Annotated in this window: 27 protein-coding genes; 16 read left to right on the top strand and 11 right to left on the bottom strand. The window is 68.2% G+C overall.

What is annotated here, in order from left to right; translation table 11 throughout:
- Positions 1-3: 3 nt before the first annotated feature.
- Positions 4-930: a Fe-Mn family superoxide dismutase gene (locus A1D30_RS08025; RefSeq protein WP_063460223.1), complete on the top strand. Its 927-nt coding sequence runs from the start codon at positions 4-6 to the stop codon at positions 928-930.
- Positions 931-1,070: 140 nt separating this feature from the next.
- On the opposite strand, the gene A1D30_RS08020 is transcribed toward A1D30_RS08025, so the two are convergent.
- The 4 genes from A1D30_RS08020 to A1D30_RS08005 form a co-directional block, all read right to left on the bottom strand.
- Complete coding sequence (locus A1D30_RS08020; protein WP_063460222.1) at positions 1,071-1,673, bottom strand: isochorismatase family protein; 603 nt, start codon at positions 1,671-1,673, stop codon at positions 1,071-1,073.
- 90 nt (positions 1,674-1,763) lie between these two features.
- Positions 1,764-2,675, bottom strand: coding sequence for a ribose-phosphate diphosphokinase (locus tag A1D30_RS08015; protein WP_063460221.1), 912 nt, complete (start codon positions 2,673-2,675; stop codon positions 1,764-1,766).
- 2 nt (positions 2,676-2,677) lie between these two features.
- A complete protein-coding gene (locus A1D30_RS08010) occupies positions 2,678-4,207 on the bottom strand; it encodes a thymidine phosphorylase family protein (RefSeq protein ID WP_063460870.1) in 1,530 nt (509 codons plus the stop codon).
- A gap of 195 nt (positions 4,208-4,402) precedes the next feature.
- On the bottom strand, positions 4,403-5,500 hold the full coding sequence (locus tag A1D30_RS08005) for a PQQ-dependent sugar dehydrogenase (protein WP_063460220.1): 1,098 nt from the start codon (positions 5,498-5,500) through the stop codon (positions 4,403-4,405).
- A gap of 248 nt (positions 5,501-5,748) precedes the next feature.
- On the opposite strand from A1D30_RS08005, the gene A1D30_RS08000 reads away from it, so the two are divergent.
- Positions 5,749-6,336, top strand: a complete 588-nt coding sequence (locus A1D30_RS08000; RefSeq protein WP_063460219.1) for a C40 family peptidase — start codon at positions 5,749-5,751, stop codon at positions 6,334-6,336.
- A 39-nt stretch (positions 6,337-6,375) separates the two neighbouring features.
- Here the strand turns inward: A1D30_RS08000 and A1D30_RS07995 are convergent, their stop codons facing one another.
- Positions 6,376-6,765, bottom strand: coding sequence for a hypothetical protein (locus A1D30_RS07995; RefSeq protein WP_063460218.1), 390 nt, complete (start codon positions 6,763-6,765; stop codon positions 6,376-6,378).
- A gap of 179 nt (positions 6,766-6,944) precedes the next feature.
- Between A1D30_RS07995 and A1D30_RS07990 the strand changes: the two genes are divergently transcribed.
- From A1D30_RS07990 to A1D30_RS07980, 3 genes are all read left to right on the top strand, one after another.
- On the top strand, positions 6,945-7,631 hold the full coding sequence (locus A1D30_RS07990; protein ID WP_063460217.1) for an adenylate/guanylate cyclase domain-containing protein: 687 nt from the start codon (positions 6,945-6,947) through the stop codon (positions 7,629-7,631).
- 135 nt (positions 7,632-7,766) lie between these two features.
- Entirely contained in the window at positions 7,767-8,021 is a 255-nt protein-coding gene (locus A1D30_RS07985) for a GlsB/YeaQ/YmgE family stress response membrane protein (protein WP_063460216.1), read from the top strand.
- Positions 8,022-8,042: 21 nt separating this feature from the next.
- A complete protein-coding gene (locus A1D30_RS07980; RefSeq protein ID WP_063460215.1) occupies positions 8,043-8,552 on the top strand; it encodes a hypothetical protein in 510 nt (169 codons plus the stop codon).
- 12 nt (positions 8,553-8,564) lie between these two features.
- On the opposite strand, the gene A1D30_RS07975 is transcribed toward A1D30_RS07980, so the two are convergent.
- From A1D30_RS07975 to A1D30_RS07965, 3 genes are all read right to left on the bottom strand, one after another.
- Positions 8,565-10,259 carry a tannase/feruloyl esterase family alpha/beta hydrolase gene (locus tag A1D30_RS07975; protein ID WP_063460214.1) on the bottom strand — a complete coding sequence of 565 codons (1,695 nt, stop codon included), beginning with the start codon at positions 10,257-10,259 and terminating at the stop codon, positions 8,565-8,567.
- A gap of 145 nt (positions 10,260-10,404) precedes the next feature.
- On the bottom strand, positions 10,405-11,406 hold the full coding sequence (locus A1D30_RS07970; RefSeq protein ID WP_063460213.1) for a tripartite tricarboxylate transporter substrate binding protein: 1,002 nt from the start codon (positions 11,404-11,406) through the stop codon (positions 10,405-10,407).
- Positions 11,407-11,476: 70 nt separating this feature from the next.
- Positions 11,477-11,953 (bottom strand): DUF3237 domain-containing protein, encoded by a 477-nt coding sequence (locus A1D30_RS07965; protein WP_063460212.1) that lies wholly within the window; start codon positions 11,951-11,953, stop codon positions 11,477-11,479.
- 232 nt (positions 11,954-12,185) lie between these two features.
- Between A1D30_RS07965 and A1D30_RS07960 the strand changes: the two genes are divergently transcribed.
- A complete protein-coding gene (locus tag A1D30_RS07960) occupies positions 12,186-12,998 on the top strand; it encodes a helix-turn-helix transcriptional regulator (RefSeq protein WP_063460869.1) in 813 nt (270 codons plus the stop codon).
- Positions 12,999-13,025: 27 nt separating this feature from the next.
- Here A1D30_RS07960 and A1D30_RS07955 read toward each other — a convergent pair whose 3' ends face one another.
- The gene (locus tag A1D30_RS07955; protein WP_063460211.1) at positions 13,026-13,469 is read right to left on the bottom strand and encodes an Lrp/AsnC family transcriptional regulator; all 444 of its coding nucleotides are present in this window, start codon (positions 13,467-13,469) and stop codon (positions 13,026-13,028) included.
- Positions 13,470-13,605: 136 nt separating this feature from the next.
- On the opposite strand from A1D30_RS07955, the gene A1D30_RS07950 reads away from it, so the two are divergent.
- The 10 genes from A1D30_RS07950 (at position 13,606) to alkB (ending at position 24,024) form a co-directional block, all read left to right on the top strand.
- Positions 13,606-14,520, top strand: coding sequence for a DMT family transporter (locus A1D30_RS07950; protein WP_063460210.1), 915 nt, complete (start codon positions 13,606-13,608; stop codon positions 14,518-14,520).
- A 171-nt stretch (positions 14,521-14,691) separates the two neighbouring features.
- Positions 14,692-14,949, top strand: a complete 258-nt coding sequence (locus A1D30_RS07945) for a PepSY domain-containing protein (protein WP_063460209.1) — start codon at positions 14,692-14,694, stop codon at positions 14,947-14,949.
- 45 nt (positions 14,950-14,994) lie between these two features.
- Positions 14,995-15,540 carry a cytochrome b/b6 domain-containing protein gene (locus A1D30_RS07940; RefSeq protein ID WP_063460208.1) on the top strand — a complete coding sequence of 182 codons (546 nt, stop codon included), beginning with the start codon at positions 14,995-14,997 and terminating at the stop codon, positions 15,538-15,540.
- Positions 15,541-15,559: 19 nt separating this feature from the next.
- A complete protein-coding gene (locus tag A1D30_RS07935; protein ID WP_063460207.1) occupies positions 15,560-16,225 on the top strand; it encodes a response regulator transcription factor in 666 nt (221 codons plus the stop codon).
- A 13-nt stretch (positions 16,226-16,238) separates the two neighbouring features.
- Complete coding sequence (locus A1D30_RS07930) at positions 16,239-17,540, top strand: HAMP domain-containing sensor histidine kinase (RefSeq protein ID WP_063460206.1); 1,302 nt, start codon at positions 16,239-16,241, stop codon at positions 17,538-17,540.
- 53 nt (positions 17,541-17,593) lie between these two features.
- Positions 17,594-18,316 carry a hypothetical protein gene (locus A1D30_RS07925; protein ID WP_242421822.1) on the top strand — a complete coding sequence of 241 codons (723 nt, stop codon included), beginning with the start codon at positions 17,594-17,596 and terminating at the stop codon, positions 18,314-18,316.
- 38 nt (positions 18,317-18,354) lie between these two features.
- On the top strand, positions 18,355-21,192 hold the full coding sequence (locus A1D30_RS07920; protein WP_063460205.1) for a DEAD/DEAH box helicase: 2,838 nt from the start codon (positions 18,355-18,357) through the stop codon (positions 21,190-21,192).
- A 274-nt stretch (positions 21,193-21,466) separates the two neighbouring features.
- Positions 21,467-22,606 carry a bifunctional DNA-binding transcriptional regulator/O6-methylguanine-DNA methyltransferase Ada gene (ada, locus tag A1D30_RS07915; RefSeq protein ID WP_063460204.1) on the top strand — a complete coding sequence of 380 codons (1,140 nt, stop codon included), beginning with the start codon at positions 21,467-21,469 and terminating at the stop codon, positions 22,604-22,606.
- Positions 22,607-22,611: 5 nt separating this feature from the next.
- Positions 22,612-23,361 (top strand): 2OG-Fe(II) oxygenase, encoded by a 750-nt coding sequence (locus tag A1D30_RS07910; protein ID WP_063460867.1) that lies wholly within the window; start codon positions 22,612-22,614, stop codon positions 23,359-23,361.
- Between the two features lie 6 nt (positions 23,362-23,367).
- Positions 23,368-24,024 carry a DNA oxidative demethylase AlkB gene (gene alkB, locus A1D30_RS07905; protein ID WP_063460203.1) on the top strand — a complete coding sequence of 219 codons (657 nt, stop codon included), beginning with the start codon at positions 23,368-23,370 and terminating at the stop codon, positions 24,022-24,024.
- Positions 24,025-24,055: 31 nt separating this feature from the next.
- On the opposite strand, the gene A1D30_RS07900 is transcribed toward alkB, so the two are convergent.
- Complete coding sequence (locus tag A1D30_RS07900; RefSeq protein WP_063460202.1) at positions 24,056-25,114, bottom strand: DUF3592 domain-containing protein; 1,059 nt, start codon at positions 25,112-25,114, stop codon at positions 24,056-24,058.
- Positions 25,115-25,218: 104 nt separating this feature from the next.
- Positions 25,219-25,602 carry a hypothetical protein gene (locus A1D30_RS07895; protein WP_063460201.1) on the bottom strand — a complete coding sequence of 128 codons (384 nt, stop codon included), beginning with the start codon at positions 25,600-25,602 and terminating at the stop codon, positions 25,219-25,221.
- Positions 25,603-25,614 lie beyond the last annotated feature (12 nt).

Raw genomic sequence — 25,614 nt, 5'->3', positions numbered from 1 at the left:
GCCATGCAAGCACGTCCTCAAGCCCTTCCTTTTGACCCGGCTACGCTGCCGGGCCTGTCCGAAAAGCTGCTGCGCAGCCACCACCAGAACAACTATGGCGGCGCGGTGGAGCGGCTCAACGCCATCCGTGGGCAGCTGGCTGAACTGGCCTTTGCCTCGGCACCGGGCTTTGCGCTCAATGGCCTCAAGCGCGAGGAGCTGATTGCGGGCAATTCGATGCTGTTGCACGAGCTGTACTTTGGCAGCCTGGGCGGCGGTGGCGCCGCCCCCGCACCCGCCATGCAGCTGGCACTGGCGGCCAACTTTGGCAGCGTAGAGCGGTGGCGCGAGGAGTTTGTTGCCATGGGCAAGGCGCTGGGCGGCGGCTCCGGCTGGGTGCTGCTGGTGTTCCAGCCGCGCGAGGGCACGCTCGTCAACCAGTGGGCCAGCGACCACACCCAGGTGGCAGCGGGAGGGGTGCCCATCCTCGCGCTGGACATGTACGAGCACGCCTACCACCTCGATCACGGCGCTGCAGCGGGTGCCTATGTGGATGTATTCATGGCAAACATCCACTGGGCCGCCGTTTATGAGCGCTACCAGCATGCGGTCCACGCCGCGAGCGAAGGGCTGCAAGCGTCGATCCAGGACGCACAAGCGGCGGCGCAACTGATTGATGTGCGCCGTGCCGGTGTGTACGAGGCGGCCACCACCGCGATCCCCAAAGCCCGCTGGCGCGACCCTGCTGCCATCGACACATGGGCCCCGGAGCTGTCTGCCAGCGAAGACGTGGTGGTGTACTGCGTCTATGGCCACGAAGTCGGCCGCTCGACCGCGTTGCGCTTGCGTGCAGCGGGCTTCAAGGCGCGCTTTCTGCAAGGGGGCATAGACGGCTGGGCCGCCTCCGGCAACGCCGTGTGTGCCAAGGCCGAGGCGCAGCGGGCGGGGTGAATCGAAGGCGGCGATGAACCGGGCCGCCGGTGGGGTTTCGGCGACTCGCCGCCCCCACCACCTCTGGGTTGATTGCTATTATTTCAATAGCTATCAGCGCTTGATGGACGCGCGGCAGGGGCTAAAAAGACCCAAAGTTTTTACTTGATCAGCCCCAGCACATCCTTGAACGCCGGGTGCTCGCAGCTGCCCAGCCATTCAAACGCCACCATCTCGGTGGTCACCAGCTCGGCGCCTGCGCCGGCCAGGCGGTCGAAGGCAGCGTCGCGGTTGCGTTCGGTGCGCGAGCCGCAGGCGTCGGTCACCACCCACACTTCAAACTCGTCGTCGATCAGGTCCAGTGCGGTCTGCAGCAGGCAGACATGCGCTTCGCACCCGGCAATGACGATGGTGCCGCGCTCTGCGGCCAGCGGGGCAGGCTTTTGCAGGTGCTTGGGCAGGCTGCGGGCGTTGCCGCCCTGGGGCTTGGCGGGGGGGCGCAGCCATTCGCCCAGGCCTTCCTCGGCGGCGCTGAAATGCATCTTGGCCAGGGTCTTCTGGCACAGGGCGCGCAGCGCGGCGTCGTTGGCGCCCAGACGGGATGGGTTTTGCTCGGTGCCCCACACGGGCACGTCCAGCATGCGGGCGATCTCGGCCAGGCGGCGGGCGTTGGCCAGCACGGCGGGGCCTTCAAAGATGGCAGGCATCAGGCGCTCCTGGTAATCGACCAGGACGAGTTGGGATTCGGTGGCGTCAAGCAGCATGGTGGGTTCGATCGTGTGCGTGTTCTGGAATGCGCTGGCCGGGACGGGGCGCGGGGGGAATGGCGCATTGTCGCAGCCCGGCGGTGGTTCTTATGCCGCCAGAACCCTGTGCAGCGCCGCCGCCAGCGGTCCGGCCATGGCCACAGCGTTGCTGGGGTGCGGAATGCAGTCCGTGCTCCACACCTCCCCCACCCCGGCTTCCGTCAGCACCTGCAGCGCATCACCCGCAAACAGCGCATGCGTCACGGCCACATCCACCGAGGCAGCACCCGCCTGCAGCAGCAACCGCGTTGCCAATGCCAGCGTGCGGCCGGTGCTGGCCATGTCGTCCAGCAGCACCACGGCACGGCCCTGGGCGTTGAGGGCGGGCAGCTCGATGGCCACATTCCGGTCGCCATGGCGCACCTTGGTGCACACGGCATGGTCAAAACTGTGGCGCGCAGCGGCCTGGGCGATCCACTGGGCGGATTCGCCGTCAGGCCCCACCAGCAAGGCGCCGGGGCGGCGCTGGGCGATCAGGTCGGCCAGTGGCTCTGCGCCGCTGAGTACCACGGCCTGCGTCACAGGCATGGCCTGCTCCAGCCGCTCGATGCGGTGCAGGTGCGGGTCCACCGTGATCACCGCGTCGAACAGGCCCGCCAGAAACCCGCCCACCACCTGCTGGCTCACGGCCTCGCCGGGGTGGAAGGCGATGTCCTGCCGCATATAGGCCAGGTACGGCGCCACCAGCGTGAGGTGCTGCGCGCCCAGCTGGCGCGCAGTACGCGCGGCCAGCAGCAGTTCCACCAGTTTTTCATTGGGCTGGTGCAGGCTGCGCAGCAGCACGGCGCGCTGTGGCAAACGCCCGGAGGCATCCACCGGCAGGCGCAGCTTGAGTTCACCATCGGGGAAGCGATGGCGCTCAATGGCCTGGGCCGTCAGACCGGCGGCCTGCGCCAGGCGTTGCGCAGGCGCGGCTTCATCGTCGAAATACAGCACGCAGGAAGCGTCGGGCAGGGCCATGGTCAGAACTCCACAAACACCTGCGGCACCTCATCGGCCGTGCCCAGGCGATAGCCGCTGTCCCGCTCGCACGCGTGGCGCGCAAACTCCAGGTCTGCCGGGTAGCTGGCGTGCACGCGGTACAGCAGGTCGCCAGCGGCCACGGTGTCGCCCAGCTTGTGCATCAGGTCCACCCCGGCGCCGGGTACCTTGGGCGCACCGGCCAGTCGGGCCACGCAGGCGATCTGGTAGTTGTCGATGGCTGACACCACGCCGCTGGCGGGTGCCACCACATCCAGCGTCAGCGCACCCAGCGCCGGATGGTTGTGGTCAAACCCGGTGCTGCCCTGGGCGGCGATGATGGCGTTCATGCGCGCCAGCGCCCGGCCGGAGTCAAGGATGTCGCGCGCAATCGCGTAGCCATCACCGCCGCGCACATCAGGGTCGCATTCGATCAGGCGCCCGGCCAGGCGCAGCGCCTTTTGCCGCAGGTCGTCGGGCGCTCGGGGGTCGTTTTGCAGCACGCGCATCACGTCGCGCGCCTCCAGCACCGGGCCCACGCCCTGGCCCACGGGCTGGCGGCCGTCGGTGATCACCACGTCCAGCGACAGGCCCATGCGCCGCGCCACATATTCAAACAGGCGGCGCAGGCGCTGCGCGTCGGGCATGGAGCGCACCTTGGCCGTGGGGCCGATGGGAATGTCCAGCACCAGGTGCGTGGCACCCGCTGCCACCTTTTTGGACAGGATGGACGCCACCATCTGCCCGGCCGAGTCGATGGAGAGCGGCCGCTCCACCGAGATCAACACATCATCCGCAGGCGACAGGTGGGCCGTGCCGCCCCAGGCCAGGCAGCCCCGGTAGTCGCGCACGATGTCGGCCAGTTGCTCCAGCGGCAGCTCCACCTTGGCCAGCACCTCCATGGTGTCGGCCGTACCGGCGGGCGAGGTGATGGCGCGCGATGAGGTCTTGGGGCACAACATGCCGTGCGCGGCCACGATGGGCACCACCAGCATGGTGGTGCGGTTGCCGGGGATGCCACCAATGCAGTGTTTGTCCACCACCAGCGGCTCATGCCAGTCCAGCCGCCTGCCGCTGGCGACCATGGCGTCGGTCAGGAAGAAGACCTCTTCCCGGTCCAGCTCGCTGCGGTGGCAGGCCACCACAAAGGCGGTGAGTTCGATCTTGGAGTACCGGTGGTCGGCAATGTCGCGCACGATAGCGCCAAAGTCCTCGCGCGTAAGGCGCTCGCTGGCGATCTTGCGGAACAGCGCGCCCATGGACTCGGGCGGCTCGGCCTGGGCGACCGACACGGTGTGGCCGTTGTCCACGCCCAGCTGGGCAAACGCGTCTTCCGACAGGCCCAGCTCCTGGCAGCCCACGATGGCCGGGTCGTCCACCACATTCACCGTGGCCAGGATGCGGCGGCCGTTGGCGCGCACCTCGATCTTGGACAGGGCCTGGAAGCCCTCGGCCCGGTACACGGCGCAGTCGCGGTGCAGGTAGGCGACGTTTTCCCGCCAGGTGTCGATGGCGACGCGGCGCAGGGCCAACTGGGAGCGAGGGGGCGCGTCGGCCAGGGCAGACACAGGAGCAGAGGCAAGGGCGGGAGAAGAAGGCTCGGCGTGCATGGCGCCAGCCTAAACCCAAAGCGCTGGCCGACACCTAGTGAACACCCCGCGCCAGCGCGCTGGCCGGGCGAAAACTGCGGGCGGCATGACCTGGGTCAAGCAGCCCTGCTCCCGCCATCAGTCGGGCTGCAGGCGCAGCAGCCGCCCCTGGGGGCTGTCGGTCACCATATAGAGAAGGCCATCCGGCCCCTGGCGCACATCGCGGATGCGCTCGCCGTTGCCTTGCAGCAGTTTTTCCTCGCGCTGCAGCTTGCCGCCCGCCACTTCCAGCCGGTGCAGGGTGCCAAATTTGAGTGAGCCCACAAACAGGCTGCCCTGCCAGGCCGCGCCATAGCGCGTGCTGGTCAAAAACGCCATGCCCGAAGGCGCGAGGGAGGGCGTCCAGTGGTGCAGCGGCTGTTCCATGCCCGCGCGGGCCGTGCCCTCCCCCATCTTGCCGCCACCATAGTTTTCGCCGTAGGTGATGACGGGCCAGCCGTAGTTGCGGCCGGGCTGGGGCAGGTTGATCTCGTCGCCGCCCTGGGGGCCGTGTTCGTGCATCCATAGCTTGCCATCGGGGCCGATCGTGGCGCCTTGCGGGTTGCGGTGGCCGTAGCTCCAGATCTCGGGCAAGGTACCGGGCTGGTTTGTAAAGGGGTTGCCAGGCGGCACGGCGCCATCGGGCGTGATGCGGATGACCTTGCCGTGGTGGTTGTCGAGTTTTTGCGCATCGTCCTTGCGGTGGTAGCGCTCGCCCAGGGCCACAAACAGGTTGCCGTCGGGCGCCTGCACGATGCGGCAGCCAAAATGCAGCGCGCTTTCGACCTTGGGGCGCTGGCTGAAGACCACGCGCACGTCCTGCAGGCTCTTCGCATCGGCCGCCAGGGTGGCGCGTGCCACGGCGGTGCCGTTGCCCGCGCCGCTGGTGGCAAGCTCTGAAAAGCAGAAGTAGATGCGCCGGTTGCGCGCAAAGTCGGCATCCGTCACCACATCCAGCAGGCCGCCCTGCCCGCCTGCGGCCACCGGGGGCACCCCGGCCAGGGCCGGGCCCAGCTGGCCGGTGGCGCTCACCACCCGCATGCGCCCCGGGCGTTCGGTGAGCAGAAACTGCCCGTCCGGCAAAAAGGCCAGCGCCCAGGGGTTTGCCAGCCCGGTGGCCACCGGGACCAGCGAGACGGCGGGCCCGGTGTTTTGGGCACTGCCACTGGCCGCGCAGCCAAAAGCTATAAAAAACATAGCTACTTGGACTTTGCTGGTGCGCCGAAAGGCCGGTTTTTTCATGAAATTCATTGCAAAAAATTCCTCCACCACAGGATGGGCGCCAAGGCCGCGCAAACAACCAAACCCGCACGGCCAAACAGCCCGCCAGCGCAACGCTTTGCAGGCCCCCGCGACCGGCCATCGCCATTTAGTTGAATCAAATCAATGGCTTGCAAAACAGCTTATTTTTAATAAGCAACCATACCGTGTTACCCTTCGCCCCCATGTCCAGATGGTTTTGCCTCCTCCTCCTGGTCTGCGCCACCACCGCGCAGGCAGCCCCCCAGACGGCCAATTCTGACGATATGGACCGTTTGCTCGCCGACAAAGGCCTGCTCACCCGGCTCGAAAACGTGAGCCATCAGGTGGCCGACAAGGCCCACACGGTGGCCGGACAGGCCTCCGAACTGGTGGTCAACGCCATGGGTTTCCTCGGCGTGCCCTACAAGCGCGGTGGCAACAGCGCCGAAACCGGCTTTGACTGCAGCGGTTTTGTGCGCGCCATGTACGAACAGACCGTGGGCCTGCTGCTGCCCCGCCGCGCAGACCAGCAGGCGGCCGCCACCCAGGTCATCGACAAAAAAGAACTGCAACCGGGCGACCTGGTGTTCTTCAACACCATGCGCCGCAATTTCAGCCATGTGGGCATCTACGTGGGCGATGGCAAATTTATCCATTCCCCCCGCAGCGGCTCGGAGATCCGGGTGGAAGACATGGGCGTGGCCTACTGGAAGCGCCGCTTCAACGGCGCACGCCGCGTGACTTCGACCGAGGGCGCCACCAGCACCGCCCAGGCGGCACAGCCGCAGTAAACCTTTGCTGCGTCCTCGCCTGCAGGCGGCGGGACCCCATCAGGGCTTGATCTCGTACACCGTCTCGGTGCTGCGGATCGGCCCACCCACCACATTCACCGGCCCGGCAGACGGGTCCTTCAGCAATGCCTTGGCGGCCGCTATGTCGGCCTGGTAACGCGCGCGGGCCTGGGATTCGCAGGCCTTGCGCTCTGCAGCGGCCATGGTCCGGCATTCCTCCAGGCTGACCTTGAGCCCGCCACCGGCTTCGCGGATGGCCGACTGGTAACGCTGCTGGGGCGTAGTGTCCGGCACGGCGCCACGGGCCAGCGAGGCTTCGCCCCCTTGCGATTGCGCCATCGCCCCTGTGGGCAGGGCCAGCAGGCCCCCAAAGGCGCAGGCAGCCGCCGCCAGGGCGGCACCGGAGCGGGTCCAACGTGGGTAGGTCATGGGAGTTTCCTTTCTTGGTGGATCGAGACAAGCCGGGGTCCGGGGTTGGCAAGCAGCCTGTGAAGGCCTCACCGCCGGGCCCTGCGGCACGGAAAACCCCACTGTAGTTTTGCGGCCGGGCCCTGCCCCGCCAGCAGGTGCCGCGCTACCATGTCAGACACCACCCACAGGCCGTCGCCATGCACCACCCTTCTGCGCCACCCGGGGCCCAGGCCCCCCACGACAAGGACTACCTGCGGCGCCTGCTGGCCGAGCGCAACCAGGCGCCCGGCGATGCGGCAGGCATCGACACCGCCATCGAGCAGGCCTTTGTGCGCAACGTGGCCATCCTGGTGCTGGACATGTGCGGCTTCTCGCGCATCACGCAGAGCCACGGCATCATCCATTTCCTGGCCATGATCCACCAGATGGAGCAGGCGGCCCGCCCCGCCATCCGGGGCAATGGCGGCGAAATCATCAAGCAGGAGGCCGACAACCTGTTTGCAATCTTCAACACACCCGGGCAGGCGCTGGAGGCCGCACTGGACACCTTGCGCGCCCTGCAGGCCATGAACTCCGTGCTGCCGCCCGAACGCATCCTGAACGTGAGCGCAGGCATTGGCTTCGGCCCCACGCTGGTGATTGCCCAGCAGGACCTGTTTGGCCCCGAGATGAATTGCGCCTGCAAGCTTGGCGAAGACATCGCCGGTGCCAACGAGATCCTGCTGACCGAAGCCGCCCACGCAGGCCTGCCACCGGACCGCTACATCTGCGACAGCACCAGCTGCCAGATTTCGGGCATGGACCTGCATGCCCACCGCTTCGGGCACTGCCTGTTCGAGCGGCCCTTGAACTCACCGCTGCCGGGCGCCACCTCCCTCCGGTGACGCACACAGGGGGTGTTGTCCGACAGCAGGGGCGCCCGCCCCTTCGGTACAGTCCCCCTGGTTCGCTTTCGTTCGCTTTCATCACATCCATCTGCAAGCTCCAACAAGCTCGCACAAGTTCACAAAGGGGAAAACATGCTGTCAATTCTGGGAACGCTGCTGGTCGGTCTGGTCGTGGGTTTCATTGCCCGCGCCATCAAGCCCGGGGACGACAAACTGGGCTGGATCATGACCGCGCTGCTGGGGGTGGCGGGTTCCTTCTTGGCCAGCTATGTGGGCATGGCCATGGGCTGGTATGCCCAGGGCGACTCGGCTGGCTGGATCGCCTCGGTGCTGGGCGCCGTGGTCCTGCTGGTGGTGTACGGCCTGGTCAAGGGCAAGTCGTCGTAAACCGCTGCACTGGACTGCCCTATGCCCAGCTCATCGCAAATGGCCGCCAGTGACCCGGATCTGGCCGCCGCCGTGCGGCGCGCCCGCAAGCTGCTGCACCGGCGGGCCCTGGTGGCCGCCGCTGCCAGCATGGTGCCCGTGCCGGGCCTCGACTGGGCCGTGGATGCGGCCCTGCTGTCCCGGCTGATTCCGCAAATCAGCGCCGAGTTTGGCCTGTCCGCCGGGCAGATCGACCAGCTGGACCCCAGCAAACGCGAGCAGTTGCAAAAGGCCGTGGGCTTGGTTGGCTCGGTGCTGATCGGCAAGCTGATCACACGCGAACTGGTGCTGCGCACTGCACAAACGGTAGGCCTGCGCCTGACCACCAAGCAGGTTGCCAAGTATGTGCCCCTGGCGGGCCAGGCCGTGGCCGCCACCTTGGGCTACGCCACGCTGCGCTACCTGGGCGAACAGCACCTGCGCGACTGTGTGCAGGTGGTGCAGGAGGCCCGGCTGCAACTGCCCGCCCCTGCCTCTGCCTCCCGCAAGTAGCCCCGGTCAGGCCTACTCTGCCGCGCAGACAAAGCTGCTGGCGTCTTCCACATTGCCCGAGCCCTTGTATTTGGCGAACTGCGGGTAGGCGCACAGCGGCCGGGTGCGGTTGGGCATGAAGGTGTTGGCGGGCAGCGCCTTGGCCGCAATGGTGTCGGGCGCCACGCCCTTTTCCACCCAGTCCACCATCGCCTGGACCGAATCAAAGTTGTCGGTGGCCGGGCCGCCCGAGCAGTGGTTCATGCCAGGCACGAGGAAGGTGCGCGCAAAGCCTTGTGTGGCCTTCATGCCACCGTTGTTGGCCGCCAGGCGTTCGTAGTAATCCATGGTGTCCAGCGCCGAGAAGATCGGGTCGGACATGCCGTGGATGAACAACATCTTGCCGCCGCGCTGCTTGAAGGCCGCCAGCTTGTCATCGCGGTAGGTGTCATAGATGGCCGAATACGCCTCCATGCGCGCCGGGTCGGTGTCGAAGTTGAAGGCGAGCGGGTTGAAGCTGAGGTCTGGCGGCGTGAAGAACTCGTTCACCAGCGCATCCACCATCAGCGTGATGTAGCGCGCGTCCGGCGTGGCCGTGGTGGAGCTGCCCAGCGTCCAGGTGCGCCAGCCTGGCGCGGCCAGGCCCGGGTCCCAGGGTTGGCCGGCATACAAGGCCTTGCCGGCAGAGTTGCGCGGGCCCGCAAACACGCTTTTGAGTGCGCCCACCTGGGCGCTGCTCAGGCAGCTGGCACCCTTGGCGCCGCTGCACTGCAGCACCGCCGGGTCAAACTTGCAGGCCTTCACGTTGTTCACCAGGCCGTCGGTCACACCATCGGCCGCGTCGCACGACGCCTTGACCGCATCGGCCACCAGGTTCAGGTCGGCGTTGCTGAACGCCTGCGACAGGATGCGCTTGCCCGATGCGTCCTGCGGGGCGATGGCATCGAACTGGATGGTGTTCCACATGGCGGCCACCGTGGCGCCGCTCGACACGCGCATGGCGGGCGCACCGGCCGTGATGGCGTCGAAGTAGTCCGGAAAACGCTGCGAGAACATCATCCCCTGGCGCCCGCCGCCCGAGCAGCCCGAGAAGTACGAATGGTCGGGCTTGCGGCCATAGCGCGTGGCAATCAGCGATTTGGCGGCCACGGCCGTCTTGTCATACGAGTTGTAGGCATGGTCGATGCGCGCCTGCGGGTCGGCGCCAAAGCTGGCCGTGGTGCCGGTGTGCCCCGCATCGGTGGACACCACCGCAAACCCCTGGCCCAGCGGCGACGGTGTGCCGCCCGAAATGCTGGAGCTGAGCGAGGTGTCGCGCAGGATGCCGTCGTTGCAGCCTCCGCCAATGAACAGGAAACGCCCGTTCCAGTGGTCCGGCAGGCTCAGCTGAAAGCCGATCGCGTAGTTCTTGCCATCCACGCCCACACGGGGGTTGATGGCACCCGTGACCACGCAGTGGCCCGGCAGAAACGCGCCGGTGGCCGCGCCGCCCGGGCGTTTGGTGTCTGCCGCCACATAGCTGGTGGTGAGCGTGGTGGCCGCCAGCCCGCCCTTGGTCGATAGCTCGGCGCAGGCCGCAGCGGGCGTGAGCGGCTGGGCCGACGCATCGCCATTGCCGCCACCGCAGGCGGCCATCAGCAGGGGCATGGTGAGTGCGGCGGGCACCAGCTTGCGGCGCAATCCTGCAGCCGGGGGGCTGGCAGGCTGCAGGGTGTGGAGAAAGGACATGGGGTGTGCCTCCGGTCGTGTTGTGGTTGGAATGAAAGTGGAGCGCGTGCCCGGCGCCAGGCATGGCTGCGCCCGGGCCCGTGCCGCCTGCAAAGGCAGGTGCGCGGGTCTGGATGCGGGGGGATGTGTTGAGCGGGCTGGGCGCTCAGTCGGCCTTGAAGCCGGTGGCGGCCACGGCCTTGCCCCAGGTCACCGTGTCGGCGGCGATGGTGCGGGCAAAGTCCTGCGAGTTGGTGCCCGTCACGCGGAAACCGGCCTCTTCCATCTTGGCTTTGCCCTCGGGCGACTGCACGGCCCGGATGATGTCGGCGCTGAGCTTGGCGACGATCTCGGGGGGCGTCTTGGCCGGGGCCACGATGCCAAACCACGACGAGAACTCCAGGTTGGCGTAGCCCTGCTCCTTGATGGTGGGCACATCCGGCAGCGCGTTGGTGCGCGTGGCGCCGGTGGAGCCCAACGCCGCCAGCTTGCCCGCCTTCACATTGGGTGCGGCCAGGCCCACGCTGGCAAACACGCCCTGCACGTCGCCGCTGAACAGGCCGCCCAGCGCGTCCGCCGTGTTTTTGTAGTGCACCGGCTCGGGCTTGAGCTTGACCGCATCGCCAAACATGAAGGCGCCAAAGTGCCCCGGCGTGCCCGCGCCAAACGTGGCCAGGAACAGGCCCTTTTGCTGCTTGGTCCAGTCCACAAACTCCTTCACGTTGCGCGATGGCACCTTTTGCGGGTTGACCAGCAGCACAAAGTCGGAGGTCACGACCTGGCTCACTGGCACGAAGTCCTTGGCCGGGTCGTAGGGCAGCTTGTTGTAGCTGCTGGGGGCAATGCTGAGCTGGCCGGTCTCGCCCAGCATCAGCGTGTAGCCATCGGGTGCGGCACGGGCGGCCTCGCTGGCCGCGATCAGGCCGCCCGCGCCGGGCTTGTTGTCCACGATCACGCCCGCGTTGCCCCAGCCTTCCGAGAGCTTTTGCGCCAGCAGGCGCGCCACGATGTCCGGCCCCGTGCCCGCCGGGAAGCCGACGATGATGCGCACGGGCTTGCTGGGGTAGGCCGCAGCCCCCTGTGCCTGGGCCCCCGCCCAGGGCATGAGCCCGGCGAGGATGGATGCAGCCACCAGGGCGCGGCGCAGGGGTTGGGTGGTGTTTTTCATGGTGTCTCCAGGTCTTGTACGTTGGGAAAGGTCAAAAGATCAATCAGGGAAGCAAAAAAGGGCCGGACTGTTACCGCAGTTCAAAAAAACGCATGGCTACGGCGTCGGGGTAACGTGCGCCCGTGCCCACAAACATGCGCTCAGCCATCCAGGACAGCGCGGGCGACGCTGTCTCGAAACTCGGACTGCAGCGGAAATAGACCTGCGCCGGGTCCACCAGCTCGCCGCGCACCAGGCGGGCAATCAGCTCGGCCGGGCCCGAGCGCACGGCACGGTTTTGCACATAGATCAGGTCGCCGCCGTCGGTCTCCAGCACATAGCGCGCGTCCAGCTCCGACAGCCGGTCGTTCACGATGAGCTGGAAGTCTGCGCCGCCCGGCAGCACCCGCGCGCTCCAGCCGTCGCCGGTGGCGGTGCCGCCCAGGATGGGGATCAGCCTGCGCAGGCCGTGCACGGTGTGCCCCACCTCCTGGGGGGGGCCAACCTCCACGCGAAGGTCGGCAAAGAATTTGAACTGCGGATCGGGCAAGGGGATGAGGTCAGACATAGGACCTAGCGTAAGTCCCGTTGCAAGCAGCGCCTGTCATCCCAGAGGATGACGGGATAACCCGAGCGCCCCGATGGCCGCATCGGGGGCAGTTTCAGCGCACACTTCCCGTTTTCGCCCCCCATCCCTCGCAATTTCCATCTTTTCCATGCGGCAGTGGCTCCCCTCCTCTTCACAGACTGCGCCCGGCCGGCAGGTGCTGCACAGCCCCGCCAGCCAGACCTTGGCCAGCATGGTCCATCGCCTGGGCGACAACGGCTTTGCGCCGGGCCTGCTGCAAGACCTGGAACCCGTGCTGCCCGCTGCCTCCTGGTCGGTGTACCGCACCGGCCACCGCTGCAAACCCACGCTGTTCATGTCCGCCAGCCGGGGCGTGCCCGACACCACACAGGACTGCTGGTGGGCCTACCTGTCGGGCCCATACCGCAGCGACCGCACCTGGGGCCGCCCGTTTGACGAAGTGCCTGTGGCCGCGCCCGAAACGCGCCTGTGCCATGTGACCGCGACCGAGGTGGAGGGCGAACACCGCGCCCGGGTGTATGAGGCCCACGGCGTGGCCGAGCGCGTGTCGGTGGTCGAGTATGAAAGTGATGGCTCGGTGTTTGCGGTCAACTTCTACCGCCACCAGCACCAGCGTGCGTTCAGCGACCGGCAGATCAGCGCGTTTGAATCCGTCGCGCCCGTGCTGCTGGCGCTGACCCGCAAGCACATCGACCTGTCACACCCGCATCTGCACCCTGCCCCGCTGTGGCCGGACGCGGCCGCCCCCGGCCCCGTGTTGGCGCTGCCCGCCGATGCGGCCCTGGCCCCGCTGGCCGCCGACGGTCTGCCCGTGCTGCGCATGCGCCTGGTGCGCCTGCAGGCCGAGCTGACCGACCGCGAGCTGGACGTGTGCGCCCGCCTGCTGCAGGGCATGACCCACGAGGGCATCGCCAGCGACCTGGGCCTGAGCGTGCCCACCGTCAAGACCTACCGCAACCGCGCGTTTGCGCGCCTGGGCATCCACTTCCGCAACGAGCTGTTTGCGCGGGTGCTGGGCGGCTGACGCGGCCCAGCACCTCATTCACTCACATCAAACGCCTGGCACCCACGGCGGCGGCCGCCGCCGGATGGTCTGCGCTTTCACGATGGCCGTATTGGTCTGCGCCTTGTCAGCAATGCGGTCCAGCACCCCGTCCAGCTGCTCGATGGAGCGCACAAACACCCGGGCCACAAAACAGTCGTCGCCCGTGACCTTGTCGCATTCGCAGAACTCGGGCGTGTCACGGATCAACTGCTCCACCGCCGCCAGCTGGCCCGGCAGCGGCCGGATGCGCACGATGGCCTGCAGCTGGTAGCCCAGCGCGCGTGGCTCGATGTCTACCGTGAACGCACGCACCACCCCACGCTCTTCCAGCCGCCGCAGGCGCTCGGACACGCTGGGCGACGACAGGCCCACGCGCTCGCCCAGTTCCTTGAGCGAAGTGCGGGCGTCCTGGTGCAGCTGGGTCAGGATGGCTTGGTCGATGGCGTCCATGGCGCAGAGGTGAAATTGCAAAAGTACCTCAGATTATCAGTAGCAAATAAAAAATCACCTAATACAAAGCATTCACTGCACGACTTCTGTTTTCTATAGTTCTGCCATCACCACACAGGGCAACAGGCACACAGGTATGGACAAGAAAACACAGGGCACGCTGGAGATGGGCGCCGCCATGGCCATATCAGGAACCATCGGCTGGTTTGTCGTGCAGTCGGGCCTGCCCGCGCTGGAGGTGGTGTTCTGGCGCTGCGCCTTTGGTGCCGTGGCCCTGGGCCTGGTGTGCTGGGCCATGGGGCTGCTGCGCGGCATGACCTGGCGCATTGCGCGCTGGGCCGCACTGGGCGGCGTGGCCATCGTCACCAACTGGCTGCTGCTGTTTGGCGCCTACTCCCATGCCTCCATCTCCGTTGCCACAGCGGTCTACAACACGCAGCCGTTCATGCTGGTGGTCTTTGGCGCCCTGCTGTTTGGCGAGCGCGTCACGCTGGCCAAACTCGGCTGGCTGGCCACGGCCTTTGTGGGCATGCTGCTCATCGTGCAGGCCAAGCCCGGTGCGGGCCTGCCGGGCGGCGACTATGCCCTGGGCATTGCCATGGCGCTGGGCGCGGCGTTTTTCTGGGCCGTGGCCTCGGTCATTGCCAAACGGCTCACGGGCACACCGCCGCACCTGATTGCGCTGGTGCAGGTGACCGTGGGCGTGCTCATGCTCGCACCTTTTGCCCGGCTGGGCACCCCGCCGCAGGGCGCCAGCACCTGGCTGCTGCTGGTCACCCTGGGCGTGGTGCACACGGGCCTCATGTACATCCTGCTGTATGGCGCGGTGCAAAAGCTGCCCACCTACCTGCAGGGGGCGCTGTCGTTCATCTACCCCGTGGTGGCGATTGGCGTGGACTTCGTGGCGTTCGGCCACCGGCTGCAGCCCGCGCAGTGGCTGGGTGCTGCCACCATCTTGCTGGCCGCCGCCGCCATGAACCTGCAGGCCACCCGGGGCCGCCCCGCCGTGCAGCCTGCCCCTGCGGGCATTGGCAGCACCAAACCCCGGTAGCCCGGCGGTGGCTGCGGAACAACCACGTTTCTTGTCCCCCAGCCAGCGCCCCCGGACCTGCTCCGGCGTGGCGCTGGCGGCGCTTCATGTCCACTTAATCTAGGCCGCGCCCAATGCAGTTCGTGGGCAGTCAGTCCACATCTTCACCACCACGGACACAGAAACCTCACCATGAAACTGCACATCACCGCCCTTGTTCTTGCACTCAGCTCTGCTGCCGCCCTGGCAGGCCCCGCCTGCAACGCCCCCGAGGGGACATGGATGAAGGAAGCCGACTTCAAGGCCGCGCTCGAAAAACAGGGCTACCAGATCCGCACCTTCAAGGTCAGCAAGGGCAAGTGCTACGAAATCTATGGCCTGGACAAGGCGGGCAAGAAGGTGGAGATCTATTTCAACCCCGCCACCGGCGCCGAACTGGAACGCAAGTAGGCGGCAGCACCCGCCCCCTGGCAGCCTCTACCCCGCGAGTTCCCCATGAACCTTGCCCACTCCACACAAGCCCTCGAAACCCACCGGGTGTGGGACCCCTTCGTCCGCATCTTCCACTGGAGCCTGGTCGCCTGCGTGGCGCTGAACCAGTTTGTTCTGGAGGACGGAAAAACCGCCCACGAGTGGGTGGGCTACACCGCCAGCGCGCTGGTGCTGGCGCGCGTGCTCTGGGGGTTTGTGGGCACCCGGCATGCGCGCTTCAGCGACTTCTTCCCCACCCTCACGCGCCTGGCCGCCCATCTGCGGGCCTTGCAACGCGGCGAGCATCCGCACCATGCCGGCCACAACCCGCTGGGGGCCGTGATGATGCTGGCGCTGATGGCACTGGTGCTGGCCCTGGGCGCCACGGGCTGGATGCAGACGACCGACGACTTTTTTGGCGAAGAGTGGCTCATGGAGCTGCACGAAGCCCTGTCCCACGGCTTGCTGTGGGCGGCGGGGCTGCACGCGGCGGCGGCCATCGTCATGGGGCGGCTGGAGCGGGTGCGCCTGGTGCGTGCCATGGTCACCGGCGTGAAGCAGCGCTTCTGACGCGAAAAAAAAGAAACGCGTGCGATTGCTGCTGCTGGAAGACGACCCCACACTGGGCGAAGGGCTGCGGGATTTTCTGCAGCACGACGGCCACCGGGTGGACTGGTGCACCACCCTGGCGCAGGCCAGGGCCCTGGTGTCCGAGCCCTATGACGCCTGGCTGCTGGACTGGAACCTGCCCGATGGGTCGGCGCTGGACTGGCTGCGCAGCCTGCGTGCCAAGGGAGGCCGGACACCCGCCCTGGTCCTCACGGCGCGCGACATGCTCAGCGACCGCATCCATGGCCTGGACAGCGGGGCCGACGATTTCCTCGTGAAGCCGTTTGCGCCCGAGGAACTGTGCGCGCGGCTGCGGGCCCTGTCGCGCCGGATTACCGGTGGCGCACCCTGCAAGGCGTTTGGCGCCGTCGATGTGCGGCTGGCCGACAAGGAGGTGCGCCTGCACGGCCAGCGGGTGGAGCTGACGGCGCGCGAATGGGCTGTGCTGGAGGCCCTGGTGCTGCGCGCGGGGCGCACGGTGTCGGCGCCTGACCTGCAGGCGCTGGTGCTGGGGCTGGACAACGACCTCAATAGCAATGCGCTGCAGGTGCATGTGTTCCACCTGCGCAGCAAGCTGGGCAAGGACCTGATCCAGACCGTGCGCGGCCTGGGCTACCGGATGGCCGCCCCCGGCCTTCCGGGCTGAGTGCAAGCACCACATGGTCCACAACACCCGATTGCCGTCCATCCGGGGCCGCCTGATCCAGTCGCTGCTGTGGTCCTCGGTCGCATTTGGCCTGCTGACGGCCCTGGTGGTCTGGTTTGTGATCGCCCACGAAATGGGCGAACTGATGGACCAGGAGCTGCGCGAAACCTCCGAGATATTCCACAACGTGCTCGCAGCCCAGCCCGGTTTTGCCTATGGCGCTTCCAGCGCCACCCAGCACTTCGACTACGAAAAGCACCTGATCTGGCAGGTGGTCGATGCGTCCACAGGCGAAGTCCGAGGCCGTTCACACAAGGCCCCCGCCACGGCCCTGCAGACAGCGCCAACGGCCCAGGTTGCGTGGACGGCCGATGGCCGGTGGCGCGCTTTTTCGTCGGCCTTCCCGCAAAGCCCCCAGCACGTTCTGGTGGTGGCCCAAAGCCGGCAAGAGCGCAACGAGGCGCGCAGCGAGGTGGTGCTCTACACGCTGCTGGCCGCCCTGTCCATGGGCCTTTTTTCTGCGCTGTGGATGAACTGGCGCATCCGCCAGGAGCTTCGGCCCCTGGCCGCCCTGAGCCACGACGTGCAGCGCTACGACCCGCTGCACCCCGACACCGCGCCCCGCGTTGAGCCCAGGGCCGAGCTTTTGCCCATCGAGCAGTCCATCGCCGACCTGGGGCACCGGCTGGCGCGGCGCATCGTCAGCGAACGCGCCTTCACCGCCCACGCCGCCCATGCCTTGCGCACGCCCGTGGCAGGCATCGACGTGCAGCTGGCCCTGGCGATCAAGGAGGCGCCCGAGCCCTTGCAGCCCCGGCTGCAGCGCGCACGCGAGGCAGCGGGCCGGCTGGGGCGCGTGATGCAGGCGCTCTTGACGATGTTCCGCAGCGGCATCGAGCCACAGCGCCAGGACGTGGACCTGCGCCAGCTGATCGATGCGCTGGCCTTTCACGACATGGCGATCACCATCCACCAGCCCACGCGGCTCGCGGCCGACCCGGACCTGCTGGTGGCAGCCCTGCTGAACCTGCTGGACAACGCGCACCGTTTCCATGCCCGGCAGGTCACCATCACCACGTTGCAGGCGGGCGCACACAGCATCCTGCGCGTGCAGGACGATGGCGATGGCTGCCCGCCTGCCACCCGGGCCCTGTTGCAGCAGGCACTGCAGCAACAAGCCTATGGCGACGGCAGCGCGATGCGCGGCCTGGGCCTGGTGCTGGCAGACCTGGTGGCCCGCGCACACGGCGGCCAGACCGTGTTGCCAGAATGTGCATCGGGCTTCACCATCGAACTGCACTGGCCCGCCCCATGAGCCCGCACACGAACTGCACAACAACCCTAAGAACCTGTTCAAAGAGCCGCCCGATGAAAAGCCGTCACCAACCCCGCCCCCCCTCCCGCATCGCGCCCTGGTGCCTGGCGCTGCCGTGCATCGCCGGTGCCCTGCATGCCCATGCCGAAGCGCCCATGCACACCGACGATGCGGGCACGCTGGCCCAGGGCGCGCTGAAACTGGAAGGCACCCTGGGCCGCGACGCCCACACCCGCAGCGGCGAGCTGCTGTTTGGCATGGGGCTGCTGCCCGGGCTGGAGGTGGAGGTATCGCTGGCCCACGGCCGCGACAAGGGCCAGAGCCCGGCCACCACGCTGCAGGGCCGGGGCTGGGGGGTGAAGTGGGTGCCTATCCAGAACGATGCAGGCTGGTCGCTGGGCGCCAGGGCCGACCTGGGCCACACCCGCGTGCGCGACGACGCCACCCCGGCGCATTTTTCCGAGCGGGCTGTCACCATCACCGGCCTGGCCACCTACCGGTTTGCCAACGACCAGGCGCTGCACCTCAATGCGGGCCACCACACCGTCCGCGTGCAGGGCGTGCGCCACCGCGCCGTCACCTGGGCGGTGGGGCACGAGCTGCCGCTCACCGCCCAGCTGCGCCTCACCTCCGAGGTGTTTGGCGAACAACGGTCGCGCCCCGACAAGGCCCTGGGCCTGCGCTACGAAATTGCCGAAGGGCTCAAGGCATCGGTGGCCGTGGGCCGTGGCAATGGGCGCAGCTTCAGCCAAATGGGCCTGGCCTGGGAGTTCTGACCGGGGGCGTACAACCACCACGGCACAATCGGCGGCCTATGCCTGCCGCTGGCCACGACCCTGCCCACCCCGCGCCCCCTGATCAGCCCCGGTCGAACCGGGGTGCCCTGATCGCCGCCTGGGCCCAGGCCCTGCGCCAGCGCGCCGATGCGGCCACGCTGCAGGCGCTGGCCCCGCTGACCGACGCCGAGGCCGCGCGCGTGATGGCGCTGCTGCGCGACGGCGCCGCACCCATCCCTCCCGGGTCCCCCACCGCTTCATTGGCGCCAGCCCCTGCGGCATCCGGTGTGGTCGCAGGCCAGTTCCGCCCCCGCATCACCCTCATGACCCTGGGCCGGGGCGAGGGCCTCTTGGGCATGGCGCCCCAGGGCAAGCTGGGGCCGCGCGGCGACAGCGTGACCCTGGCGCAGATCGACTGGACCTACCGCACCGACGGCGGCGCGCAGTGGGAAACCGCCGCGCCCACCTCGGTGCTCAACGCCCGCCCCGCGCCCGTGCAAGACCTGTACGACACCGGCGGCCCCGTGCAGCGCATGCAGCGCCACCTGGCCGCCGAGGCCGACGCCATGGACCGCGTGTGGGACCTGGGCCTGACCCCCGTGGACCCCAAAAGCCTGCAGTGGCGCCACCGCGCAGCCGCCGCCACGCTGGGCCCCGTGTGGACACTGGCACAGGAGGCGCACTTTGGCGACTTCTGGGCCGACGTGGTGCCGCAGCTGCGCGCCCAGGGCTGGAGCGTGGTGGTGCACCCCGGCTTTGCGCACGAAAGCGTGCCTGTGCAGCGCTGGAAGCTCGTCATCGCGCCCGACACCGGCGAGCTGCTGGCCAAAGAGGTGGATGGCCCATTGGGCACACGCCAGCGCCCCGTGCAGAAGTTGCACCTGCCCGAGCGCGAAGGCGCCTGGCTGCTGAGCCTGGGCATCGAGATCGACGGCGTGGTGCTGGACCTGGCCCCCATGCTGGCCGACCTGCTGCGCCGCGACGTGCGCTGGCTCAACGCGCGGCAGATGGCGGCCATCGACGACATCGCGGTCATCTCGCTGCGCGCACCGGGCGGGCGGCGCATCGACGCACCCGCCGGGCCACTCAAGGCCATCGTGGGCGCCATGGTGGATCTGCTCACCGATCCCACCCGTAAACAGCTCAAGGACGGCGACCCGCTGCGCCTGGGCGCCTGGGAGGCCCGCCGTATCGAGGCCCTGCGAGCCGGGCTGGTGCAAGCGCACCGCGTGGGCACCGTCAGCGGCTGGAGCAACGACTGGCAGCTGCAGGGCGACGCGGGCCTGGCCCAGCTGGCGCAGCGCCTGCGCCGCATCGGCACCCCGCAGCCCGTGGCCGCGCCGCAGGGCCTGCAGGTGCAGCTGCGCCCCTACCAGCTCGACGGCCTGGCCTGGCTGCAGTACCTGCGCGCCCAGGGCCTGGGCGGCATATTGGCCGACGACATGGGCCTGGGCAAAACCGCGCAGGCGCTGGCCCATGTGCTGGCTGAAAAGGAGGCGGGCCGCCTCACCCGCCCGGCCCTGGTCGTGCTGCCCACCTCGCTGCTCTTCAACTGGCAGGCCGAGGCCGCGCGCATGGCGCCGGGCCTGCGGGTGCTGGCCCTGCATGGCGCGAGCCGGGGCCAGCGCTACCTGCAGATCGCCGACCATGACCTGGTGCTGACCACCTACCCCCTGCTCTGGCGCGATGTGGATGCGCTGGCGGCAGAGCCCTTTCACCTGCTGATCCTGGACGAAGCCCAGATGGTGAAAAACGCAGGCAGCCGCAGCGCCCGCGCCCTGCGCAAGCTGCAGGCCCCGCACCTGCTGTGCCTGACGGGCACGCCGCTCGAAAACCACCTGGGCGAGCTGTGGGCGCAGTTCGACTTCTTGATGCCCGGCTTTCTGGGCGATGTGCGCAGCTTCAACGCCCGCTGGCGCAAGCCTATCGAAGAGAACGGCGAAACCCTGCGCGCCCAGCTGCTGGCCCAGCGCGTGCGCCCCTTCATCCTGCGCCGCCGCAAGCAGGACGTGGCCACTGAACTGCCGCCGCGCACCGAGGTCATCCAGCGCGTGCAGCTGCAGGGCAAACAGCGCGAACTGTACGAGGCCGTGCGCACCACGGCGGACAAACAGGTGCGCCGCGTGCTGGAGCGGCAGAGTTTTGACGGCGCGCAGATCACCATCCTGGACGCGCTGCTGAAACTCCGCCAGGTGTGCTGCGACCCACACCTTGTGAAAGGTGCCAAGGTCCACCCCGGCACCGAACGCGCCAAGCTCGAACTGCTGGCCGACATGCTGCCCGCCCTGGTCGATGAAGGCCGCCGCGTGCTGGTGTTCTCGCAGTTCACCGAGATGCTGATGCTGGCCGCCGAACAGCTGGACGCGCTGGCCCTGCCCTACCTCACCCTCACCGGCCAGACGCCACCGGGCCAGCGCGGCGCGGTGGTAAAGCGTTTTCAGGCGCAGGACGCGAGCAGCGCGCCCGTCCTGCTGGTCAGCCTCAAGGCGGGTGGCACAGGCCTCAACCTCACGGCCGCCGACACCGTGATCCACCTCGACCCCTGGTGGAACCCCGCCGTGGAAGAACAAGCCACAGCCCGCGCCCACCGCATCGGGCAGAACCAGCCCGTGTTCGTCTACAAGCTGGTGGTGGAAGGCAGCATCGAAGAGCGCATGCTGGAACTGCAAGCGCGCAAGGCCGCCCTGGCCAGCGGCGTGCTGGGCCACGACGCGGCCGGGGCACTCAAATTCAGCGAGGCCGACCTGCAAGCCCTGCTGGCGCCACTGGCCGAGCCCGCCGACAACCCGCTCGCTATCCCTGGCGAGGATGCGCGCCGCTGGGGTGGTACCGGAAAACGCCGCTCTCGCCCGCTGCAACCACCAGAATATGAATAAAAATGACCGCTACCGCCTGATGGTCATGCCTTTATAGCTATCAAAATAATAGTATTTGAGGGATCAATGAGGCCCCCCAGGGGCAACCGCCTGCGCACCCGCCCCCAGGTGCAGAATTCAAAAGCAAGCTTCGGAGTGCGCCCAGTGCGCCCCGTTTCTACAGTGAGGGCATCGCAACACCAGCTGTTCGCACCCTGAGTGCGAACAGGTTCTTTTCGGAGCCCTCACCATGCAAGCCTTGGCCACCGCAATTTCCTCAACGCCCCCACTGCCCATGCCCACCCGCCCGGCCCCCCGCCGCACCCAGGCAGCGCAACAAGCCGCCGCCACCCAGGCCGACCCGCGCTGGGCGGCGGTGTTGGCGCGCAGCGCGGCGGCAGACGGCAGCTTCTGGTATTCGGTGTTGTCCACGGGCGTGTACTGCCGCCCCAGCTGCGCGGCACGCACGCCCCGGCCCGAGAACGTGCGCTTCCACGCAAGCTGCGCCGATGCTGAAAACTCAGGCTTTCGCCCCTGCCAGCGCTGCAAGCCACAGCAGCCCTCGGCGCAATCGCACCATGCCGGATGGGTCACGCAGGCCTGCCGCTTCATCGAAGCCGATGCGGCCGAGGGGCGCGCACCGACGCTCGATGCGCTGGCCGCCCGGCTGGGGTTGAGCAGCTCGCACCTGCACCGCATCTTCAAGCAGGCCACGGGCCTCACGCCCAAGACCTACGCCGCCGCGCAGCGCGAGCAGCGCGTGCGCAGTGCACTGGGGCACGCCACCGATTCGGTGACCGAGGCCATCTACGAAGCGGGCTACCAGTCCAGCAGCCGCTTTTATGAAAAATCGGCCCAGGTGCTGGGCATGACCCCCGCGCGCTACCGCGCAGGCGGCGCGGCGCAGCGCATCCACTTTGCCGTGGCGCAATGCTCGCTGGGTGCCCTCCTGGTGGCGCACAGCGGCCAGGGCTTGTGCGCCATCCTGCTCGGCGACGACCCGGATGTGCTGGTGCGCGATCTGCAAGACCGGTTTGCGCAGGCCCAACTGGTGGGCGGCGATGCCACTTTTGAATCGCTGGTGGCCCAGGTCGTGGCCTTTGTCGAGGCGCCGGGGCGGGGGCTGGATTTGCCGCTGGATGTGCGGGGCACGGCCTTCCAGCAGCGCGTGTGGCAGGCGCTGCGCACCATCCCGCCCGGGCAGACCGCGAGTTATGCCGAAATTGCAGCGCGCATCGGCGCCCCTGCCGCCACCCGCGCCGTGGCCCAGGCCTGCGGCGCCAACGCGCTGGCGGTGGCCATCCCCTGCCACCGGGTGGTGAGGAGCGACGGCGCGCTCTCGGGCTACCGCTGGGGTGTGGAGCGCAAGCGCGCGCTGCTGGAACGCGAGTCTGGCGCTGCCGCACCCACAAGCGCACAGGAGAAGGCCGCATGATCGGCATGAGCGCCCTGCCCCACAGCACACCACAGGCCACCAGCCCCTGGCCCGGGCGCGTGGCCGCGCTCGACTGGGCCCAGGCCACCGACGACCTGCACACCCAGGGCCACGCGGTGTTGCCGCAACTGCTGAGCGCCGAGGAATGCACGGCCCTCGCCGGGCTTTACAGCCGCCCTGGCCCACCCCTGTTCCGCAGCCGCGTGGTCATGCAGCGCCACGGCTTTGGCCTGGGCGAGTACCAGTACTTCAGCTACCCGCTGCCGGACCTGGTGGCCGGGCTGCGTGACGCGCTCTACCCCCAGCTGCAGCCCATCGCCAACCACTGGAATGCCGCCATGGGCATCGACGTGCGCTACCCCGCGCAGCACGCCGACTTCATCTCCCGCTGCCATGCGGCCGGGCAACTGCGCCCCACGCCGCTGCTGCTGCAGTACGCACCGGGCGACTACAACTGCCTGCACCAGGACCTGTATGGCGAGCATGTGTTCCCGCTGCAGGTGGCCATCCTGCTGTCGGAGCCCGGCCGTGACTTCACCGGCGGCGAATTTGTGCTGACCGAACAACGCCCCCGCATGCAGTCGCGGGCCGAGGTCGTGCCTCTGCGACGCGGCGACGCCGTGGCGTTTGCCGTGCACCACCGCCCGGTGCAAGGCACACGCGGCACCTACCGCGTGAACCTGCGCCACGGGGTGAGCCGCGTGCGGTCTGGGCAGCGCCACACAATGGGCATCATCTTTCACGACGCTGAGTAGGTGGCGATGACCCTCGGCCTGTTTGACGACCTGCCCGCCACCCCCCAGGCCCCCGAGTGGCTGGAGCCGGGCGCGGTGGTGCTGCGCGGCCTGGCCCTGCCGCAGGCTGCCGCGCTGCTGCAGGCCGTGGATGCCGTCACAGCCCAGGCGCCCTTCCGGCACCTCATCACGCCCGGTGGGCAGCGCATGTCGGTGGCCATGAGCAACACCGGCGCGCTGGGCTGGATCAGCGACCGCAGCGGCTACCGCTATGGCCCCATCGACCCCACCACGGGCCTGCCCTGGCCGCCCATGCCTGCGCTGTTTCGCCAACTGGCCCGGGACGCAGCCGAAGCGGCGGGCTACCCCGGCTTTGCGCCCGACGCCTGCCTCATCAACCGCTACGCACCCGGCACGCGGCTGTCGCTGCACCAGGACCGCGACGAGGGCAACTACGACCACCCCATCGTGTCGGTCTCCCTGGGCATCCCGGCCATCTTCCTCTGGGGCGGCGCGCTGCGCGCCGACAAGGCCCGGCGCGTGGGCCTGTGGCATGGCGACGTGGTGGTGTGGGGCGGCCCGGCGCGGCTGCGTTTTCACGGCGTGGCGCCGCTGGCCGACGCCAGCCATGCGATGACGGGAGGGTTGCGCATCAACCTCACGTTTCGCAAGGCAGCAGGCTGACCTCCCCTCCTGGCCCCCCTCGTGGGCGGGCTCAGCGAATGGGGTAACCCGTGGCGCTGCCGATGGCCGCGAGCATCCGGTCGGCGTCCTTGCGCCCCTGCAGGTCCTGCGCCACGGTGATCTTCTTGCCGCTGCGCAGCTCGGCCTCGATGCGGTAGTACACGTCGCGGCGGTTGTTGCTCTCTACCGTGTAGCTCTCCACCACACGCAGCCGGGCGATTTCGGGGCCGGGCACCTGGTGCCACTGCAGCATCAGGCCCAGCAGGCGCCGCTCGGTGCGCAGGCCCTCGTGGTCAATCTGCACGCGCAGGCTGTTGGCCAGCGCATAAAACGCAGCCACCAGCACCGCGCCACCCACGCCGCCAAAGCCCAGGCGCAGCAGCCAGGGCGCAATGTCGGACTGACCCTCCTGCTCCCAGGGCACGAGCACGCCCACGGCCAGAAACACCAGGCCCACCATCCCCAGTGCCAGCTTGAGTCCCCACCAGCGCCCGGCCGGGAAGTGCATCTGCACCCCGCCGGGGATTTTTTCGAGCTTGCCGGGTGTGCCCGCTGCAACGGTTTTGCTCGCCTGCGGCTTGGATGGCTTGCCCCCGCGTGCAGCAAACACCAGCAGGCCCACGCCCACACCGCCAAACAGCACCACAAACACCATCTTGAAGGCCAGCAGCCCGGGCCGCAGGCTGCGGTCGATCACCGCATCGGCCGGGTGCGAGGGGTTGACCCAGACCGGCACCGGCTGCCCGGCGCGCAGCGCCTGCTCCAGCCGCTCGCCCAGCGCCTCCTGAAAGTCGCCCACGTTGTCGCCGCCGCCGCTGATGGCCACGCGCTCGCCCTCGTACACCTGGCCCGCCACGGTGTAGCGGTAGCGCGCCGTCACGGTATAGGAGGTGGACTTGCTGCTGCGGCTGCTGTTCAGGCTCGCGGCCAGCAGCGTGGCATTGACCGGCTGCCAGAACTGCATGCGCGACCAGTCGTACAGCGTGGGCAACACGCTCAGCAGCAGCATGCCCATGCCCACGGCGGCAAAAGGCAGGGCAAACAAGCCCATCACCCATGCGCCCGGCTGCTTCTTGGCTGGCTTTTCCATCGGTATCTCCCGCACCGCACTGCGGCGGCTGGGGTGATTCTGCGGGCAAAGCCGGTCTTATGGCCAGATTTGCGAGGGCGCAGGGCTGGCCTGCGTCTGCCCCCTCAGCGCTCGATCACGTCGTTGTTGCTGCCATTGCGCGAGATGCGTGACTTGAACCCTACGGGCACATAGACGGTGTTGCCGCTGCCGTCCAGCTCGATGCGCTCCACCGTGGCGGTCTTGAGCACAAAAATGCGGTTGTTCATGCCCGCCACGATCAGCCGCGCCACGGTGTTGCCTGCGGCCACCGTCACATCGTTGCGCGCGCCGGTCACCTCCAGGTCGTAGATGCCGGTCTTGTCGATGGTCTTGTCCATGCTGATGCCGTCCACGGTGACCACATGCCCCTCGTCCGACGTGCCGCCGCAGGCCGACAGCACAGACATGAACAGGGCGCACACCAGGTTGCGCGGTGAAAAGAGGGTGATGGCGTTTTGCAGATTCATACGGAAGCCCCC

The organism is Acidovorax sp. GW101-3H11, assembly GCF_001633105.1.
Classification (GTDB): Bacteria; Pseudomonadota; Gammaproteobacteria; order Burkholderiales; family Burkholderiaceae_C; genus Acidovorax.
Note: the sequence above shows the minus strand (reverse complement) of the source record. Positions and strands in the feature narration are given on the sequence as shown.

Bases quoted from the DNA above. Each gene is read 5' to 3' on its own strand.
- A1D30_RS08025 (WP_063460223.1), top strand. From the start codon at position 4: ATGCAAGCACGTCCTCAAGCCCTTCCTTTTGACCCGGCTACGCTGCCG.
- A1D30_RS08020 (WP_063460222.1), bottom strand. From the start codon at position 1,673: ATGCTGCTTGACGCCACCGAATCCCAACTCGTCCTGGTCGATTACCAG.
- A1D30_RS08015 (WP_063460221.1), bottom strand. From the start codon at position 2,675: ATGGCCCTGCCCGACGCTTCCTGCGTGCTGTATTTCGACGATGAAGCC.
- A1D30_RS08005 (WP_063460220.1), bottom strand. From the start codon at position 5,500: ATGTTTTTTATAGCTTTTGGCTGCGCGGCCAGTGGCAGTGCCCAAAAC.
- A1D30_RS08000 (WP_063460219.1), top strand. From the start codon at position 5,749: ATGTCCAGATGGTTTTGCCTCCTCCTCCTGGTCTGCGCCACCACCGCG.
- A1D30_RS07995 (WP_063460218.1), bottom strand. From the start codon at position 6,765: ATGACCTACCCACGTTGGACCCGCTCCGGTGCCGCCCTGGCGGCGGCT.
- A1D30_RS07990 (WP_063460217.1), top strand. From the start codon at position 6,945: ATGCACCACCCTTCTGCGCCACCCGGGGCCCAGGCCCCCCACGACAAG.
- A1D30_RS07985 (WP_063460216.1), top strand. From the start codon at position 7,767: ATGCTGTCAATTCTGGGAACGCTGCTGGTCGGTCTGGTCGTGGGTTTC.
- A1D30_RS07980 (WP_063460215.1), top strand. From the start codon at position 8,043: ATGCCCAGCTCATCGCAAATGGCCGCCAGTGACCCGGATCTGGCCGCC.
- A1D30_RS07975 (WP_063460214.1), bottom strand. From the start codon at position 10,259: ATGTCCTTTCTCCACACCCTGCAGCCTGCCAGCCCCCCGGCTGCAGGA.
- A1D30_RS07970 (WP_063460213.1), bottom strand. From the start codon at position 11,406: ATGAAAAACACCACCCAACCCCTGCGCCGCGCCCTGGTGGCTGCATCC.
- A1D30_RS07965 (WP_063460212.1), bottom strand. From the start codon at position 11,953: ATGTCTGACCTCATCCCCTTGCCCGATCCGCAGTTCAAATTCTTTGCC.
- A1D30_RS07960 (WP_063460869.1), top strand. From the start codon at position 12,186: ATGGTCCATCGCCTGGGCGACAACGGCTTTGCGCCGGGCCTGCTGCAA.
- A1D30_RS07955 (WP_063460211.1), bottom strand. From the start codon at position 13,469: ATGGACGCCATCGACCAAGCCATCCTGACCCAGCTGCACCAGGACGCC.
- A1D30_RS07950 (WP_063460210.1), top strand. From the start codon at position 13,606: ATGGACAAGAAAACACAGGGCACGCTGGAGATGGGCGCCGCCATGGCC.
- A1D30_RS07945 (WP_063460209.1), top strand. From the start codon at position 14,692: ATGAAACTGCACATCACCGCCCTTGTTCTTGCACTCAGCTCTGCTGCC.
- A1D30_RS07940 (WP_063460208.1), top strand. From the start codon at position 14,995: ATGAACCTTGCCCACTCCACACAAGCCCTCGAAACCCACCGGGTGTGG.
- A1D30_RS07930 (WP_063460206.1), top strand. From the start codon at position 16,239: ATGGTCCACAACACCCGATTGCCGTCCATCCGGGGCCGCCTGATCCAG.
- A1D30_RS07925 (WP_242421822.1), top strand. From the start codon at position 17,594: ATGAAAAGCCGTCACCAACCCCGCCCCCCCTCCCGCATCGCGCCCTGG.
- A1D30_RS07920 (WP_063460205.1), top strand. From the start codon at position 18,355: ATGCCTGCCGCTGGCCACGACCCTGCCCACCCCGCGCCCCCTGATCAG.
- ada (WP_063460204.1), top strand. From the start codon at position 21,467: ATGCCCACCCGCCCGGCCCCCCGCCGCACCCAGGCAGCGCAACAAGCC.
- A1D30_RS07910 (WP_063460867.1), top strand. From the start codon at position 22,612: ATGAGCGCCCTGCCCCACAGCACACCACAGGCCACCAGCCCCTGGCCC.
- alkB (WP_063460203.1), top strand. From the start codon at position 23,368: ATGACCCTCGGCCTGTTTGACGACCTGCCCGCCACCCCCCAGGCCCCC.
- A1D30_RS07900 (WP_063460202.1), bottom strand. From the start codon at position 25,114: ATGGAAAAGCCAGCCAAGAAGCAGCCGGGCGCATGGGTGATGGGCTTG.
- A1D30_RS07895 (WP_063460201.1), bottom strand. From the start codon at position 25,602: ATGAATCTGCAAAACGCCATCACCCTCTTTTCACCGCGCAACCTGGTG.